Below are 15,887 nucleotides of genomic sequence, written 5' to 3'. Positions count from 1 at the left end.
TCGCGGATCCTACCGTCCCGGGTGGGCCGGGTTGAATTGTCCTGCGCGGTGGGACTCTTCGGCCCGGATGACGTGCATGACGGCATTGATGAGCGCCAGATGGGTGAACGCCTGCGGGAAGTTGCCCAAATGGCGTCCGGTGGTCGTGTCGATCTCCTCGGCGTAGAGCTTGAGCGGGCTGGCATAGCCGAGCAGCCGCTCCAGCAACTGGCGGGCGCGCTCCAGCTCGCCGATCTCGACGAGCGCGGAGACCAGCCAGAACGAGCAAATGGTGAACGAGCCCTCCTCGCCGTACAGGCCGTCGTCGGTGGTCTCGGTGCGATACCGCAGCACCAGGCCGTTCTCGGTCAGCTCGTCGGCAATGGCCAGCACCGTGGCGCGCACGCGGTGATCCTCGGGCGGCAGGAACCGCAGCAGCGGCACCAGCAGCAGTGACGCGTCCAGCGAGTCGCCGCCGTAGACCTGGGTGAAGACGCCATCGGCATTGACGCCGTGATCGAGGATGTCGGCGTGGATCTCGTCGGCGATATCGCGCCACTTGCGGGCGTAGTCGAATTCGCTGTGCAGCTCGGCGAGCTTCGCGCCGCGATCGAGCGCCACCCAGCACATCACCTTCGAGCAGGTGAAGTGCTGCGGCTCGCCGCGCACCTCCCAGATGCCGCGATCGGGCTTGCGCCAGTTGTCGATTGCCGCCTGCACCTGCCGTTCCAGCATGGGCCACAAGGTTTCCGGGACCTGACGGCGCGACTTCACGTGCAGATAAACGGAATCCAGCAGGGTGCCCCAGATATCGTGCTGGTCCTGGTTGTAGGCGCCATTGCCGATGCGCACCGGGCGGGCGTGGTCGTAGCCGTCCAGGTGCGTCAGCTCGGATTCGGTGATCTGGCGCTCCCCGCCGATGCCGTAGAGCACTTGCAGCGGAATGGCTTTGCCATTGTCGTCGGTGGCGACATCGTGCAGGAAGGCGAAGAAGTCATCGGCCTCGCGGTCCAGGCCGAGGGTGTACAGACCCCACAGCGCGAAGCTGGAATCCCGGACCCAGGTGTAGCGGTAATCCCAATTGCGTTCCCCGCCAGGTGTTTCCGGCAGCGAGGTGGTGGCCGCCGCCAGCAGCGCCCCGGTCGGAGCATAGGTGAGGCCCTTCAAGGTGAGCGCACTGCGCTGCAGATGCCCGCGCCACGGATGATCCGGGAAGCGGCCCAAGGTGATCCACTGCCGCCAGCACTCGGTGGTCAGCCACATCTTCTCCGCCGCCTCGGCGAAGGTGCGCGGCGGCGGCAGCTCCGACCAGGACAGCGCCACGAAGACCTGATCGCCCTCCTGCATGCGCTTGCGGGCGCGCGCCTCCCGGCCCTCCAGGCCCAGGCGCAGGTCGGTGGTGAGGGTCAGCGTCGGGCAGCCCTCGATATCGCAAGTGGCGCTTGCCTTCTCATAGACGTCGCCGGTGTACTCCCACTTGGCCGGTCCCCGGTGGTAGTCGAAGGCCGGCTCGCAGCTCATCTCCAGCTCCACCGTGCCGTTCACGCATTTCACCGTGCGCAGCAGGATGTGCTCGGCATCCCAGTCCATGGGCGTGCGGCGATGGGTGCGGCTGCGCGCCTGATTGTTGTGCCACGGGCCCAGCACCAGCGCGTCGCGCACGATGAGCCAGCCGGTCTCGGTCTGCCAGGTGGTCTCCACAATGAGCCCGCCGGGCAGGTAGCGCCGCGCCGCGGGCACATTGCGGCCGTAGGGGCCGATGCGGAAGTGCCCGGCGCTGCGATCGAGCATGGCGCCGAAGATGCTGGGGGAGTCCGGGCGCGGCACGCACATCCACTCCACCGAACCGTTGCGGGCGATGAGGCAGTTGGTCTCGCAGTCGGACAGGAAGGCGTAGTCGTCGATGGGCGGATACGGCGAATGATGGCTCACCCCGACGGGCACCGACGGCAGGTAGTCGTCGGTGAGCGCGGCGTCGGGCCGGTCCACCGAGTCGCGCGGCGGCTCCAGTGGGCCCGGGCCGGGAGGGTCGTAGCTACTGCCGAGCGGCCGGTCGTTCGACTCCGGTTCGTCGTAGGACTCCATCACACAATGATCTGTCCGTTCGGCCCGAATCGTCCACCCGCGACTTCTGGGCGTAGGTTGGTGTCGTGCATCGGATTGCTGATTGGTGGGACGGCGTCGAACTCTGGGTGGCCGGCCTGCCCTTCGTTCCCCAGTTCGCCGTGGTGCTGGCCGCCGTGGTGCCCGTCTGCTTCGCTCTCGCGTTCGTGCTGGACCGCGCGCTGCGCCTCGCTCTGCGGGCGCTGGGCCGGGATCGGGTGGTTGCGCAGGAGGCCACGGCCGCCGTCGCCGCACCCCGCCCGACCCGGAAGGAAGCCGCCTGATGCCGCGCTCGCGCGTCCAGCTCGCCCTGATCGCCCTGCTGGTTCTGGTCGTCGTCGCCTGGCTGCTCACACGCTGAATTCGCTGGCTGTTCACCCGGTCGAATCGGGTTTCCCTACGTGTCGAGCGAACCCTGCGCGTACTCTGCTGCACCATGTCAACCACCGATGAAGGCATGGAACTCGAGACGCTGCTCGTCGACGAGGAATTCGAGGACGAGCCGCGCCTGATCGCGACTCACACCTGCGGCCCCGAGGAGGCCGTGGACATGGTCAAGGCGGCGCAACTGCTGGGCCTGGGCGTGCGGCTGAGCAACCGCATCCGCATCGACGAGGACGATGCGGAATCCGCCACCGAGGAATGGGTGCTCGACATCCTGGAGACCCCGCCCATGGCGGAAGACGAGTAGCGTCAGCCCTCCTTAGGGCCGTCCCGCCACTCGTTGAACCGCTTGCCGATCTTCGAGACGGTGTCGCTGACCTCTTGTCCCACCGTGCCGACCGCGGACCCCATGTCCTTGCCCAGGTTGCGCACGGTGCGGACGAGGGGGTCTTCGGACTGGTCGAAGGTCTGCTTGTAGGAGCGGGCGGCTTCCTTGACCTGGTCGCTGATCCTGGCGTTCTTGTCCTGATCGCGGGTCGGGTAGCGGCCGTCCAGGATGCGGTCGTAGTCGCCGCTGGTGATCCAGCGGCGCAACTCCGCGGCCCGCAGCACCGAGAACGGGTGCGTCTGCAATTCCAGATTCAGCAGTTTCAGCACGCCGTCGCGCAGATCGCCGGACTTGTCGTAGTCGTCGGCCTGCTGCAGGAATGCGGCATGGCTCATCTGATCCACCCGGGATCCGCCCGCCAGCTTCATGTGCACCCGCACCGAGGCGTCCACATCCTGCCCGCACAGCAGCCCGGCCCGGTCGCCGGAGAGCTCGGATTTGCGGCTCCACTCCATCAGCGCCGCGATGATGGCGCGCAGCGCCCACCCGCCGATCGGCACCCACCCGATGCCCGCCGCCAGCCGCATGAGATGCATGAGCATGGTCCGGTACACCGCGTGCCCGCTCAGCGCGTGCCCGAGCTCGTGGCCGACCACGAACCGCAGCTCCTCGCGATCGAGCAGATCCAGCAGCCCGGTGGTGAGCACGATGAACGGCTGATCCATGCCGATGGTGAAGGCGTTCGCGTTCGGATCCTGCAGCACGAACATCTCGGGTTTGGTGCGCGCGTCCAGAATGCGCGCGCAGTCCTCGCGCAGATGGTGGATATTGCGGAACTGCTTGTCGTCCACCCGAACCGCCGTGGCCAGATACAGCAGCCGATGCTGCCGCTCGGCCAGCAGCCCGGACAAGGTGCGCAGGACGACGTCGAACCCGCTCAGCGAGCGCAGCGTCACCAGCGCGGTCCGGTCGGCGGGATGCTCCCAGGCGCGGGTGGAGATGCCGGGGAACTCCCGGCGGATTCGGTCGGGACTGGTCATGAATTCCCCCAGCGGACGGTGTGCTGCCGTGCGGCAGCCTTTCGTCCTACATACTGCCGCCTGTGACCCGCGCTGTCCCGTGCCGATTCACGATCGCCCCGGTTGCCGGGCCCTTATACTTCTCACTATCTGAGACGCTGTTCCGGTGAGCGAGAAGTGAACTCTCGGTGCGCATGTTCACGGTGATTGGGCGCACCCCTCGCCGCTCTGCTACAGTTCGCCCGTGTCGTCGAGCGCTCTTCCCCAGGTCCGCCATGAATTGGCGTTGATCGCGGTGGGCTGCCTCGCGGTCGCGGACATTCACTGTCGCTGATTGCCGACCGAGCTGTGCTGCTTGTCCCCTCAGTAGACTGGCGCGCGTGCCTTTCGCAGCTGTGCTCGTACCCCGGCGGCCCTCGGGCCGATAACGCGACCGCCCATGTTCGACCTGGGCGGGTCTACGGCAATCCCAGTTCTTCCGCCGATGATCTTCGACTCGGCGGGCGGTAGGAAAGGTCCACCGATGTCCCGCAGTACCAGACTCTCCCGTCGCTCCATAGCCGTCGCGCTCACCGCGGTCGTGGCCTCCGTGCTGACCGCGTGCGCAGGCGGTTCCAGCGATGTGGTGGGCGGCGACACCTCCGGCGGCGGCGCCGACGTCAAGCTGAACCTCTACGCCTACGCGGTGCCGAAGCCCGGCTTCGACAAGGTGATTCCGGAATTCGCCAAGACCGACGCCGGCAAGGGCGTCGAGGTGCTCGGCTCCTACGGCGCCTCGGGCGATCAGTCCCGCAAGGTCAAGGACGGCGCCGAGGCCGATGTCGTGAACTTCTCCGTCGAGCCCGACATCACCCGCCTGGTGGACGCCGGTCTGGTGGATGCCAGCTGGAATGCCGACGCCAACAAGGGAATTCCGTTCGGCTCCGTGGTCGCCATCGTGGTGCGCAAGGGCAATCCCAAGGGCATCAAGGATTGGGACGACCTGCTCAAGCCGGGTGTGGAGGTGGTGACCCCCAACCCGTTCTCCTCGGGTTCGGCCAAGTGGAACCTGCTCGCGCCGTACGCGGCCAAGAGTGAGGGCGGCAAGAACCCGCAGGCCGGTCTGGACTACCTGTCCAAGCTCGTCTCGCCCGACCACGTGAAGGTGCAGCCCAAGTCCGGCCGTGAGGCCACCGACACCTTCCTGCAGGGCGTCGGCGATGTGCTGCTCAGCTACGAGAACGAGGCCATCTTCTCCGAGCGCAAGGGCGATCCGATCGAGCACGTGATCCCGCCGACCACGTTCAAGATCGAGAACCCGGTGGCGGTGCTCAAGAACAGCAAGAATCCGACGCAGGCCATCGCCTTCAAGGACTTCCTGTTCACCCCCACCGCGCAGCTGGCCTGGGCGCAGGCCGGTTTCCGGCCGGTCGATCCCAAGGTGACCGCCGCCTTCGCCGACGACTTCCCGACCCCGCAGCAGCTGTGGACCATTGCCGACCTGGGCGGCTGGAAGACCGTGGACAAGGAACTGTTCGCGCAGGGCACCGGCAGCGTGGCGATCATCTACGACAAGGCCACCAAGTAAACGGGTGAGCTGGACCACACAGGATACTTGGCAACGTGAACGACAGTAGTGGCAACACCGGCGCCGGGCAGGGCGCCGGTGTTGCGGGGGACAAACCCAAGCCCAGCGGCCCGGGACGCTTTTCCTGGCTGCGCGTCACTGGTTCGGTCGGGCCGCTCGGGATCGCCACGGTGGTGCTGTGGCTCAGCATCATCGTGCTGCTGCCCCTGGCCGCCATGACCGTCGCCTCCTTCGAGGACGGCTGGGGCGGTTTCCGGGAGGCGGTGACCGCGCCCGCGGCCCTGGATTCGCTGCGGGTGACCGTCTTCGTCTCGATCGTGGTCGCGATCATCAATGTCGTGATGGGCACGCTCATCGCGTGGGTGCTGGTGCGCGACGACTTCCCGGGCAAGGGGATCGTCAATGCGCTCATCGACCTGCCGTTCGCGCTGCCGACCATTGTGGCCAGCATCGTGCTGCTGTCGCTGTACGGGCCGCAGAGCCCGATCGACATCCAGCTCAATGCCACTCAGCCCGGCCTGGTGGTGGCGCTCGCCTTCGTGACGCTGCCGTTCGTGGTGCGCTCGGTGCAACCGGTGCTGATGGAGATCGACCTGGAGGTCGAGCAGGCCGCCGCCTCGCTGGGCGCGGACAATCTGACCACCTTCCGCCGCATCGTGCTGCCGACGCTGGCGCCGGCCATCATCAGCGGCGGAGGGCTGGCCTTCGCGCGCGCCATCGGCGAATACGGGTCGGTGGTGCTGATCGGCGGCAATATCCCGCGTGAGACGCAGATGGCCTCGCAGTACATCCAGCAGCAGATCGAGGTGGACCGGCCGGTCAATGCCGCCGCGGTCTCGGTCGCGCTGCTGGTCATCTCGTTCGTGACGCTGCTGGTGCTGCGGCTGTTCGCGGATCGCTCGGCGCGCAAGGAGCAGGAGAGCTGATGAAACTTTCCGCGCTGACCCGTATTTCGCTGCGTTCCGTGGCGCTGGGGTATCTGCTCATCCTGCTGGTGCTGCCGCTGGCCATCATTCTGTGGCGGACCTTCGAGCACGGCATCGGCACCTTCATCGACTGGATCTCCACGCCCGCGGCGATCTCGGCGTTCAACCTGTCGATGATCATTCTCGCCATTGTGGTGCCGGTGAACGTGGTGTTCGGCATCCTCACCGCGCTCGCCCTGGTGCGCGGGCGCTTCCCGGGCCGGAATCTGTTGCAGGGCCTGGTGGATCTGCCGTTCGCGGTGTCGCCGGTCGTGGTCGGCGTCTCGCTCATCCTGCTGTGGGGTGCGGGCGGCTGGTTCGGCGGGCTGGAGGATCACGGCCTGAAGGTCATCTTCAATCTGCCCGGCATGGTGCTGGCCACCATCTTCGTGACGCTGCCGTTCGTGGTGCGCGAGGTGGAGCCGGTGCTGCACGAGATCGGCGACGATCAGGAACAGGCCGCCGCGACACTGGGCGCCTCGCGCTGGCAGACGTTCTGGCGCATCACGCTGCCGGCCATCCGCTGGGGTCTCACCTACGGCGTGGTCCTCACCGTGGCCCGCTCGCTCGGCGAATTCGGCGCGGTCATCATGGTTTCCACCGCGCTGCCCGGCAAATCGCAGACCCTCACCCTGCTCGTGCACGGCCGCTACGAGGACCACAACACCTTCGGCGCATACGCGGCGGCGACCCTGCTCATGGGCATCGCCCTCATTGTTCTTCTCCTGATGACCCTCCTCGAACGCAAGCGGGGCACTGCCAAATGATCACCGTGACCAATGCGAACAAGAACTACGGTTCCTTCGCCGCCCTCGACAACGTCAGCCTGGACATTCCCTCCGGCGAGCTGACCGCACTCCTGGGCCCGTCCGGTTCCGGCAAGTCGACGCTGCTGCGCTCGATCGCCGGACTGGAATCCCTCGACAACGGCATCGTCACCATCGCCGGGCGGGACGTCACCCACGTGCCGCCGCAGAAGCGCGATATCGGCTTCGTCTTCCAGCACTATGCGGCGTTCAAGCACATGACCGTGCGCGACAATGTCGCCTTCGGCCTGAAGATCCGCAAGCGGCCCAAGGGCGAGATCAAGAAGAAGGTCGACGAACTGCTCGAGATCGTCGGCCTGGACGGCTTCCAGCACCGCTTCCCGGCGCAGCTGTCCGGCGGCCAGCGCCAGCGCATGGCCCTGGCCCGCGCGCTGGCCGTGGACCCGCAGGTGCTGCTGCTGGACGAGCCCTTCGGCGCGCTCGACGCCAAGGTGCGCGCCGACCTGCGGCAGTGGCTGCGCCGGCTGCACGAGGAAGTGCACGTCACCACCGTCCTGGTCACCCACGACCAGGAGGAGGCCCTCGATGTGGCCGACCGCATCGCGGTCATGAACAAGGGCCGCATCGAACAGGTCGGCAGCCCCGAAGACGTCTACGACCGTCCCGCAAACGAATTCGTCATGTCGTTCCTGGGCGCGGTCGCCAAGCTGAACGGCCACATGGTCCGTCCGCACGACATCCGCGTGGGCCGCGACCCCTCCATGGCGCTCGCGGCCCACGAGGGCACCGCCCAGTCGGCGGGCGTCACCCGCGCGACGGTCGAGCGAGTTGTGCACCTGGGCTTCGAGGTTCGCGTCGAACTCCGCAATGCGGCGACCGGCGATCTGTTCACCGCGCAGGTCACGCGTGGTGACGCCGAGGCGTTGCATCTGGCCGAAGGCGAAACCGTCTACGCGCGCGCGACGCGAATCCCCGAGCTGCCTGTTTCGTAAGGCTAGGAGGATAGGCCGCCGGAAATGCTGTCGAACAGCCCGAGCGCTTGAACGGCGGTAGATATCGCGGTGAGCACCATTTGCACCGAACCCATGACCGAACTCCTTGTCTATGCGGGAGAACGAGACACAACGGGCGTACGCATCTGATCGTACGTGCCGGTTGGTTCACTTGGGGCGCGAAAAAGTGAAACGTCATCGACCGGGAAATGGTGGCGGGGTTTGTCGGCGTGTCGCCGCCACCACTTCCCGGTCGGCGGCGTTTCACATTTGGCGTCACTCGCTCCAGGACAGGACGGTGGGGGTCGGCTCCTCGGATTGGGAGGCTTCCGGGGCGACATAGCGCCAGATCGGTAGGAGCGCTTCGTCATTGAGGGGCTCGGGGGAGGTGTGCACGGTGGCGTCGAGGCGGGCCGTGACGGCGGTGGTGTCCAGGCCGGAGCCGATGAGGACCAGATTGCTGGTCCGGGGCTCGTGCCGGCTCCAGGCGGCCGGTTCGATGGTGATGTGGCGGCCGACCATGTGCAGCAGGAACTTTCGCTGATCGTCCGGGGTCGCGAAAGCCAGCACGCCCTTGGCGCGGAACAATCCGGGCGGCGGATCCTCCAGTACGGCAATGAGTTCGCGCGGATTCAGATCCGTTGTGCTGGTGAAGGACACGCTGTCGTAGCCGTCGTGCAGATGCCGATGACCGTGGCAGCCGTCGCCATGATGGCTGTCGTCGTGGTGGCCGTCGCATTCGGGCGCCTCGTGCGCATGATCGTCGTGGTCCTCGAAGAGCTCGTCGAAACTGAGCTGTTCCCCGACGCGGGGCTCGCGAGCATCGCGGGCCGGGATATCGAAGAGCAGCCCGGGATCGACGCGGCCATGGCTGGTGGGATGGACCGGCACCTGCCCCACGAGTTCGCCGATCTCCGTGCGCAATTGCGCCAGCGCCGCGGGCTCGACCCGGTCGGCCTTGTTCACCACCACCAGATCCGCCAGCCGCAGATGCGTAGCGAGCTCCGGATGCCGTGCGCGACTCTCGGCGAAATGCTCGGCGTCCACGACCTCGATCAGCCCGCCGTACCGAATCCGCGGATTGTCACTCCCCGCGACCATCCGAATGAGATTCCGCGGCTCGGCCAGCCCACTGGCCTCCACCACAATGACGTCGATCTTCTGCCGCGGATCCGCCAGCCGGTCGAACAGCCCGTCCAGCTCGCTCACATCGACCGCGCAGCACACGCACCCGTTCCCCAGCGACACCATCGCATCGACCTGCCCCGCCACCAGCATCGCATCGATATTCACGGCCCCGAAGTCGTTGACCACCACCCCGATCCGCGCGCTCCGGCTCCGCAACAGCCGATTGAGCAGCGTCGTCTTCCCGGCCCCGAGAAATCCGGCCACGATCAGAACAGGAATCCGCCGACTCATCTCGACCACCCTACCGACCCGCGAGCCACCGCCCGCGACCTGTTCGCCGGCCACGGTCCGGGGGCGCGCCACACAGACCTCCATCGAGCCGGAGCGGACGACCGGCGCGTGACCTCCGCGCACTTCCGTCTGCAGGCACTCCCGGCAAGTCGTGCCGTGGCGGGCGGCAGAGTTATTGCGTCCCGCACTTCCCCGAATCGCCCACCGAGACGATCCTGCCGAACGATAGTGGTGCATAGCTTGGCCGCGATCTACGGCATGGGGCCGTATGTGAGACGGCCGCAGCATCGCCGAAACGTCGCGGCAACACTGGCGTCCTACCGTGACGCCGGTCGGGCCGATCAGCGGAGGTGCGCCGTGCGGGTGCGAGATTTACTGGACGCGCCGCAGTTGCGCATGCGGTTGCTACACGGGGATGCGGCGGCCCTGAACCGCCCCGTCGCCCGGATCTGCGCCACCGACATGCCCGACCCCCGCCCATTCGTCACCTCGGGCGCTCTCGTATGCACCGGACTGGTCTGGCGGCACGATCCCGCCGACTCGAATCGGTACATCGGCATGCTGGCCGCCGCAGGCGTCGCGGGCGTCGTCGCGGGCCAAGCCTTGCACGGCCACGTCCCCGACGACGTGCTGACCGCCTGCGAACGCCACGGCCTACCCCTGCTGTCCGCGCCGCAGAGCGTCCCGTTCAGCCGCATCATCGAGCACCTAGCCGAACAGGCGGCCGAATTGCGCTGGCAGCACATCCAATCCGGCGCCGACCGGCAGCGCCGACTCCTGGCCGCCGTCGCAGCCGGCGCCAGCATCACGGACCTGATCGCGGATATCGCAGCGGAGCAGGACATTTCGCTCTGGCTGGTGACCGCCACCGGTCGCATCGTCGCCGGAACCACCTCACTCTCGGAGGAGGAACTCGACCGCATCATCTCCACCGCCCTGACCGCCCCCCGCCTCCCCGCCGTCACCATCGGGGCCATGCGCGTCCTCCAAGTGGGAGCCGGAGACCGAATCACCTCCTGGTATCTGGTCATCCGCCCCACCACGGCCGAGCTCGATACCTCCGCCACCGACCTGGCCGCCATCGCCGAGCTCTACCGCCAGCGCGCCACCGACCGCCTCCACCTGGACTGGGAACTCACGGACCGTTCCTCGAGCTCACCTGCGCCCCATCCGGAAGAACCCACCGTCGCGGTAGTTGCCGAAATCCGTTCGAACAAAGGGGCTTTGCTCGACGAGTTCGAGTGGGAGGTGGTGCGGGCGGCACTGCACGATGTGCTGGAGGGAGTCACGACCTCGGTAGATCGGGAGGGCCGGTTGGTTGGTGTCGTGGCCGGAACTCAGGCGGAGGTTGCCGGGGAGCTGCGGCGGCGGATCGGGCGGTTGGCTCCGGCATTGGGTGGCGTGCGGCTCATGCTCGGGGTGAGCGCCAGACAGCGGGGCGAATCGATGTCGGGAACGGTGGCTGCTGCGGCGGCAGCGGCTGCGGCGGCGTGGGATGACGAGGGCGTGGTGCGGCTGCGGGTGGCCGATATCGATTCGGCGGTGGGGCTTTTCACCGCGGTGCCGGGTGGGTTGCAGCGGCGGTTCGCGGAGCGGGTGCTGGGGCCGGTGGTGGAGTACGACCGGAGGACGGGGGCGGGGTTGCTGGAGACGTTGGAGGTTTTCCTGGGGTGTGAGGGGTCGTGGCGGCAGGCGGCCGAGCGGATGCACGTGCATCTCAATACTGTTCGGTATCGGATCGGGCGGGTCGAGGAGCTGACCGGGCGGGATCTGGGGCGGCTCGATGATCGGTTGGATCTTTATCTGGCGGTGCGGACGCTCGCCGGGCACGGTGTGTCCGTTTAGCGCGGCGGGCGTGGTGTCACACGGCTCCGGTGTAGGGGTCCCAGGCGGTGCCGGGGTCGGGGGCGTCTTCGCGGAGCACGCTGGCCTGGATGAGGCCGTAGGGGCGGTCGTCGGCATGGAAGACCTCGTTGCGATTCTCGACGCCGAAGCGGGAGAGGTCGAAGAACCAGTGGTGTTTGTTGGGGGCCGACAAGCGGATCTCGGCGAGGCGGGGGAAGGCTTCGAGGGCGGCGGCGCCCATGTCGAAGAGGGTCTGCTGCAAGGCTTTCGAGTGTTCGGTGGCGAACTTCTCGATCATGACGGCGCGGATGCCGGAGTAGGCGGCGTCCCAGTCGGCGGGTGGGGCGGCGAAGCGCCAGCGGGCGCTGAGGCTGGTGGCGAGAATGCGGTCGTGGGTGGGCTGCAGGACGGTGTAGGGGTCCTCGAGGAAACTGGCGAATTCGGAGCCGGTGGATTTGAGGATCACCAGGTCCTTGACGCCGCCGATCACCCATTCCCGTTGCCCGGGCGCCTTGCCGCCGACGGTGATCGCGGCCGTGCGGATCTCCGGGCCGATCCGGGTCCAGGTGTGGTCGTGACCTTGCCCGTTCACCGGAACCCGTTGCCACGCATACTCTTCGATCTCGATCCGGGCCGATTCCACCGGCTCCACGTCATCGACGAAATGCCGCGCCAAGGCCAGCCCGTACTCCTCGATGCTGCCGTCACCGTGCTCCTTGGCGTAGGAGTAGATGGTCTGCTTCTGCGAATCGGTGGGCAGCACCGCGCCCTGATCACCGCTGGTGTGCGCCTCGTCGAAAGCCCCACGCAGGCACGACGATACGTTCAGATCCCGGATCTCGTGCCGGTCCCCGTCGCGGTAGATGCGCACCACCCGGTTCTCGGCCTTCCCGTACTGGTGCGGGCCGAGCACGATCTTGCCGGTCAAATCGGACATGGTCGCCTCCCGTGGTCGATGAACACTGTGCCTCACTGTGGCGCACACCCGCCGCCGCACACGCTGGTTCCGAAGACAAAACACCGCACCCGGGGCACACTCCGATTCGGCCGATCGGACAAACCCCCGGACCGGCGCGCCTGCCTACCCTGACCACCAACGACGCGCCGCAAGGAGCCACCATGACCTCGCCCCATCCCGTCGACACCCGGCTGCCCTGGCATCGGCTGCTGATATTCGGCATTCAGCACGTCCTGATCATGTACACCGGATGTGTCACCGTCCCACTGGTCTTCGGCGCGGCCGCCGGCCTGGACAAATCCACCGTCGGCATGCTGATCAGCGCCGACCTGCTGGTCGCGGGCGCGATCACGGTGGTGCAGAGCCTCGGGCTCGGCAAGTTCGCGGGCGCGAAACTGCCCATCATCACCGGCGCGACCTTCGTGGCCATGTCGCCGATGATCCTCATCGCCAAGGAATACGGCCTGCCCGCCGTCTACGGCTCCATGCTGCTGGGCGGTCTGCTCGGCCTCGCACTGGCCTGGCCCTTCGCCATGATCGTGCGGTTCTTCCCGCCGCTGGTCACCGGCACCGTGCTGACGGTCGTCGGCATCTCGCTCATCGGCGTGGCGGGCGGGCTGATCGTCGGCACCGATCCCAAGGCGGAGTCGTTCGGATCCATCTCGAATATCGTGCTCGCCACGGTCGTGCTGCTGATCGCCCTGGTCTGCACCGTGCTCGGCCGCGGCGTGTGGTCGCAGCTGGGAATTCTCATCGCACTCATCGCGGGCGTGCTCATCGCCATCCCGATGGGCCTGATCTCCCTCGACGGTGTCTCCGGCGCGGCCTGGCTGGGCGCGCCGCATCCGTTCTACTTCGGTGCGCCGGAGTTCCCGATCACCGCCGTGGTCGCCATGAGCATCGTGATGGCCGTGGTGTTCGCCGAATCCACCGCCAGCATGCTCGCGCTCGGCGAGATCACCGGCAAGAAGGTCGGCCGCGCCGACATCGCGCGCGGCCTCGCGGGAGACGGCCTCTCGGCCATCCTCGCCGGCGTCTTCAACTCCTTCATCGACACCGTCTTCAACCAGAATGTCGGCGCCGTCGCCCAAACCCGCGTCTACAGCCGATATGTCACCGCCGTCTCCGGCGGCCTGCTGATCCTGCTCGGCCTGCTGCCCCGCTTCGGCGCGATCGTCGCCGCCGTACCGAAGCCCGTCGTGGGCGGCGTAGGCCTGGTCCTGTTCGCCACCATCGCCGTCATCGGCATCGACACCCTGCGCAAAGCCGACCTCTCCGACCGCGTGAACCTGACCATCATCGCGGTCGCCATCGGCATCGGCCTGGTCCCGGTCCTCACCAAGGGCATGTTCGACAAGTTCCCCTCCGCCGCCGAAATCCTCCTCAACAGCGGCATCACCCTGGCCGCCGCCACGGCCTTCCTCCTCAACCTCCTGTTCAACCACACCAGGGTCGGCGACTTGGCCCGCGGCGCAATCGAATCCGCAACCGCCAAGCCGGAACCCCAAGACCCGATCACCACCTAGATGCCGCACGAAAAAGCCGCGGATTCAGGAGAATCCGCGGCTTCGGCGTTCTTGCCAGGGGGTTCGGGGGCGAAGCCCCTGAGAGTCCCGAGAGTTGGGTTCACCCGCAGGCGTTGACCCACTCCGACATCCCATCGGCGAACAGCTGCCGCTTCCAGATCGGCACCTCGTGCTTGATGCGATCCACCAACTCGGCGCACGTCGTGAACGCCTCCCCGCGATGCGGCGCCGCCACGGCCACGGTAATGGCGAGGTCACCCACGGTGAGCGCCCCGATGCGATGCACCGCCGCCACCGGCAGCCCGGTCGACTCCGCGAACTCCTCGCAGATCCGGCGCATGAACTTCGCCGCATCCGGGTGCGCCGAGTATTCGAGCGCCGAAACCTCCTGCCCCCCATCGTGATTGCGCACCTTACCGGTGAACACGACCACGGCCCCGTGCTCCGGCCCGCTCACCGCCTTCTCGACCTCGTCCGGATCGAGCGGCTGATCGCTGATCCGAACCAGCAGTTCGCGCTCACTCATGACTGCCTCCTCCGGCCACCTGGGCCAGCAAATGCTCGAGCAGCGGCTCCAACACCGCGATGCCATCCTTCACCCCACCCGGCGACCCGGGCAGATTCACGATCACCGTGCGCCCGGCCAGCCCCGCCACCCCGCGACTGAGCGAGGCGAGCGGAAACTTCGCCGTCCCCCGCTGCCGAATCGCCTCCGCCACCCCCGGCAACTCCCGATCCAGCACGGCCAGCGTGGCTTCCGGCGTCGCATCCGTCGGCGAAGCGCCCGTCCCGCCCGTAGTGATCACGAACGCCGGTTCCCCCGCCAGCGCCTCCGACAGCCCGTAACCAATATCCGAATCCGCGTAAACAAGCGGCCCCCGCACCGAAAACCCAAGCCCGGTAAGCCATTCCGCCAGCCGCGGCCCCGTAGTGTCCTCACGCGTTCCCGCCGCCGCCCCCGTGGACGCCACCAGCACAACCGCAGCCCGCCCCACCCCGAACGCCGTAGCCTCGGAGGCTTCCACCGCCTGCGGCGCAACGGCTTCGGCTTGGTGCGGTGCAGCGCCTTTGGTGTGGTGCGGTGCAATGCCCTCGGCCGGGTGCGGTGCAATGCCCTCGGCTTGGTGCGGTGCAGTGCCCTTGGTGTGGTGCGGTGCAACGCCCTCGGCATGGTGCGGCGCAGCGCCTTCCGTCGGGTGCGGCGCAGGGGACAGCTGCGATCCAGCGCTCTCACCCGCGGGTGCATGCCCCTCACCCGCACCGGCATTCACCCCACCATCCGGTGCCCCCTCGGGCCGCACCCAATGCCCGTGCTTCCCACCGTCTTTGGTGAGCAGCCGAACCCCGGTCAGCGTCGCCGCTGGATCCACCGCCTTCACCATGTCGTGCAGGGTCAGCCCGGCGACCGCGACAGCCGTCAGCGCCTCCATCTCGACCCCGGTGGGCCCCTTGGTCTTCGCCGTCGCCTCGATCGTGATGCTGCTCTCGGTGAACCCGAACGTCACATTCACCGACGACAACGCCAGCTGATGGCACAGCGGAATCAACTCCGAGGTCTTCTTGGCCCCATTGATCCCCGCCAGCCGCGCCGTGGTCAGCACATCCGCCTTGGGCATGTCATCGGCCCGCACCAGCTTCACGACCGCCGCGGTCGTCACCAGCTCCCCGCCCGCAACGGCCACCCGCGCCGTGTCGGCCTTCGCACTCACATCCACCATGCGAGCGCGACCTTCCTGGTCGACATGCGACAACTCACTCATACCCCCAGCCTTCCACAGCCGCCCTCCCCGCCGCGTCTGTGGTCATCCACCGAACTCGGCCGGGATCACCGGGAATCCATTCGTGCGATCACCCGAGCGAACCCCGCGCCGCGCCGAAGCGCGTAGGCAAGAGTCCCGCTCACCGTCACGCCGTGAGTTCCGCTCGTTATCGCGGTGCGAGCCCCATTCGTCATCCCGGCGTGGGGGGTGGGGGGGGGTGGGCCCACCCCGGGGGGTAGGGGCCAAACAACACCCCCCAGACGACTGGGTATTAG

General features: G+C 67.5%; 15 protein-coding genes. 9 read left to right on the top strand and 6 right to left on the bottom strand.

The features are described 5' to 3' along the window. Positions 1 to 9: 9 nt before the first annotated feature. Entirely contained in the window at positions 10 to 2,064 is a 2,055-nt protein-coding gene (locus ACFVIV_RS24205; RefSeq protein WP_379199900.1) for a glycoside hydrolase family 15 protein, read from the bottom strand. Positions 2,065 to 2,129: 65 nt separating this feature from the next. Between ACFVIV_RS24205 and ACFVIV_RS24200 the strand changes: the two genes are divergently transcribed. Together ACFVIV_RS24200 and ACFVIV_RS24195 are read left to right on the top strand one after the other, a co-directional pair. After that, a complete protein-coding gene (locus ACFVIV_RS24200; RefSeq protein ID WP_379199898.1) occupies positions 2,130 to 2,366 on the top strand; it encodes a hypothetical protein in 237 nt (78 codons plus the stop codon). A gap of 152 nt (positions 2,367 to 2,518) precedes the next feature. After that, entirely contained in the window at positions 2,519 to 2,773 is a 255-nt protein-coding gene (locus tag ACFVIV_RS24195; RefSeq protein WP_379199896.1) for a hypothetical protein, read from the top strand. Positions 2,774 to 2,775: 2 nt separating this feature from the next. Here the strand turns inward: ACFVIV_RS24195 and ACFVIV_RS24190 are convergent, their stop codons facing one another. Next, on the bottom strand, positions 2,776 to 3,834 hold the full coding sequence (locus ACFVIV_RS24190) for a M48 family metallopeptidase (RefSeq protein WP_379199894.1): 1,059 nt from the start codon (positions 3,832 to 3,834) through the stop codon (positions 2,776 to 2,778). A gap of 223 nt (positions 3,835 to 4,057) precedes the next feature. Between ACFVIV_RS24190 and ACFVIV_RS24185 the strand changes: the two genes are divergently transcribed. From ACFVIV_RS24185 to ACFVIV_RS24165, 5 genes are all read left to right on the top strand, one after another. Then, on the top strand, positions 4,058 to 4,147 hold the full coding sequence (locus ACFVIV_RS24185; protein WP_379199892.1) for an Ms4533A family Cys-rich leader peptide: 90 nt from the start codon (positions 4,058 to 4,060) through the stop codon (positions 4,145 to 4,147). 189 nt (positions 4,148 to 4,336) lie between these two features. Further along, positions 4,337 to 5,380, top strand: coding sequence for a sulfate ABC transporter substrate-binding protein (locus ACFVIV_RS24180; RefSeq protein WP_379199891.1), 1,044 nt, complete (start codon positions 4,337 to 4,339; stop codon positions 5,378 to 5,380). A 128-nt stretch (positions 5,381 to 5,508) separates the two neighbouring features. Then, positions 5,509 to 6,306, top strand: coding sequence for a sulfate ABC transporter permease subunit CysT (gene cysT / locus ACFVIV_RS24175; protein WP_379200027.1), 798 nt, complete (start codon positions 5,509 to 5,511; stop codon positions 6,304 to 6,306). Then, positions 6,306 to 7,112: a sulfate ABC transporter permease subunit CysW gene (gene cysW / locus ACFVIV_RS24170; protein WP_379199889.1), complete on the top strand. Its 807-nt coding sequence runs from the start codon at positions 6,306 to 6,308 to the stop codon at positions 7,110 to 7,112. The genes cysT and cysW overlap by 1 nt, the downstream gene beginning before the upstream one ends. After that, the gene (locus ACFVIV_RS24165) at positions 7,109 to 8,104 is read left to right on the top strand and encodes a sulfate/molybdate ABC transporter ATP-binding protein (RefSeq protein ID WP_379199887.1); all 996 of its coding nucleotides are present in this window, start codon (positions 7,109 to 7,111) and stop codon (positions 8,102 to 8,104) included. The genes cysW and ACFVIV_RS24165 overlap by 4 nt, the downstream gene beginning before the upstream one ends. Before the next feature lie 276 nt (positions 8,105 to 8,380). Here the strand turns inward: ACFVIV_RS24165 and ACFVIV_RS24160 are convergent, their stop codons facing one another. Beyond that, positions 8,381 to 9,523, bottom strand: coding sequence for a CobW family GTP-binding protein (locus tag ACFVIV_RS24160; RefSeq protein WP_379199885.1), 1,143 nt, complete (start codon positions 9,521 to 9,523; stop codon positions 8,381 to 8,383). Between the two features lie 363 nt (positions 9,524 to 9,886). Between ACFVIV_RS24160 and ACFVIV_RS24155 the strand changes: the two genes are divergently transcribed. Beyond that, positions 9,887 to 11,368 (top strand): helix-turn-helix domain-containing protein, encoded by a 1,482-nt coding sequence (locus ACFVIV_RS24155; protein ID WP_379199883.1) that lies wholly within the window; start codon positions 9,887 to 9,889, stop codon positions 11,366 to 11,368. A 16-nt stretch (positions 11,369 to 11,384) separates the two neighbouring features. On the opposite strand, the gene pucL is transcribed toward ACFVIV_RS24155, so the two are convergent. Continuing rightward, complete coding sequence (gene pucL, locus ACFVIV_RS24150; RefSeq protein ID WP_379199881.1) at positions 11,385 to 12,305, bottom strand: factor-independent urate hydroxylase; 921 nt, start codon at positions 12,303 to 12,305, stop codon at positions 11,385 to 11,387. Positions 12,306 to 12,487: 182 nt separating this feature from the next. Between pucL and ACFVIV_RS24145 the strand changes: the two genes are divergently transcribed. Then, positions 12,488 to 13,852 carry a uracil-xanthine permease family protein gene (locus ACFVIV_RS24145; RefSeq protein ID WP_379199879.1) on the top strand — a complete coding sequence of 455 codons (1,365 nt, stop codon included), beginning with the start codon at positions 12,488 to 12,490 and terminating at the stop codon, positions 13,850 to 13,852. A gap of 100 nt (positions 13,853 to 13,952) precedes the next feature. Here the strand turns inward: ACFVIV_RS24145 and ACFVIV_RS24140 are convergent, their stop codons facing one another. Continuing rightward, a complete protein-coding gene (locus tag ACFVIV_RS24140; protein WP_379199877.1) occupies positions 13,953 to 14,378 on the bottom strand; it encodes a molybdenum cofactor biosynthesis protein MoaE in 426 nt (141 codons plus the stop codon). Next, positions 14,371 to 15,612: a bifunctional molybdenum cofactor biosynthesis protein MoaC/MoaB gene (gene moaCB, locus ACFVIV_RS24135; protein ID WP_379199875.1), complete on the bottom strand. Its 1,242-nt coding sequence runs from the start codon at positions 15,610 to 15,612 to the stop codon at positions 14,371 to 14,373. The genes ACFVIV_RS24140 and moaCB overlap by 8 nt, the downstream gene beginning before the upstream one ends. Positions 15,613 to 15,887 lie beyond the last annotated feature (275 nt).

Origin of the sequence: Nocardia sp. NPDC127526, assembly GCF_042672265.1 — a bacterium.
Taxonomy (GTDB): domain Bacteria; phylum Actinomycetota; class Actinomycetes; order Mycobacteriales; family Mycobacteriaceae; genus Nocardia.
The sequence above is the reverse complement of the archived record's forward strand: the minus strand, read 5'-3'. Positions and strand labels throughout refer to the sequence as shown.

Excerpts from the sequence above, each read along its gene's own strand:
- ACFVIV_RS24145 (WP_379199879.1), top strand. The coding sequence starts at position 12,488 with ATGACCTCGCCCCATCCCGTCGACACCCGGCTGCCCTGGCATCGGCTG.
- ACFVIV_RS24205 (WP_379199900.1), bottom strand. The coding sequence starts at position 2,064 with ATGGAGTCCTACGACGAACCGGAGTCGAACGACCGGCCGCTCGGCAGT.
- moaCB (WP_379199875.1), bottom strand. The coding sequence starts at position 15,612 with ATGAGTGAGTTGTCGCATGTCGACCAGGAAGGTCGCGCTCGCATGGTG.
- ACFVIV_RS24160 (WP_379199885.1), bottom strand. The coding sequence starts at position 9,523 with ATGAGTCGGCGGATTCCTGTTCTGATCGTGGCCGGATTTCTCGGGGCC.
- cysW (WP_379199889.1), top strand. The coding sequence starts at position 6,306 with ATGAAACTTTCCGCGCTGACCCGTATTTCGCTGCGTTCCGTGGCGCTG.
- ACFVIV_RS24180 (WP_379199891.1), top strand. The coding sequence starts at position 4,337 with ATGTCCCGCAGTACCAGACTCTCCCGTCGCTCCATAGCCGTCGCGCTC.
- ACFVIV_RS24140 (WP_379199877.1), bottom strand. The coding sequence starts at position 14,378 with ATGAGTGAGCGCGAACTGCTGGTTCGGATCAGCGATCAGCCGCTCGAT.
- ACFVIV_RS24190 (WP_379199894.1), bottom strand. The coding sequence starts at position 3,834 with ATGACCAGTCCCGACCGAATCCGCCGGGAGTTCCCCGGCATCTCCACC.
- ACFVIV_RS24165 (WP_379199887.1), top strand. The coding sequence starts at position 7,109 with ATGATCACCGTGACCAATGCGAACAAGAACTACGGTTCCTTCGCCGCC.
- pucL (WP_379199881.1), bottom strand. The coding sequence starts at position 12,305 with ATGTCCGATTTGACCGGCAAGATCGTGCTCGGCCCGCACCAGTACGGG.
- ACFVIV_RS24195 (WP_379199896.1), top strand. The coding sequence starts at position 2,519 with ATGTCAACCACCGATGAAGGCATGGAACTCGAGACGCTGCTCGTCGAC.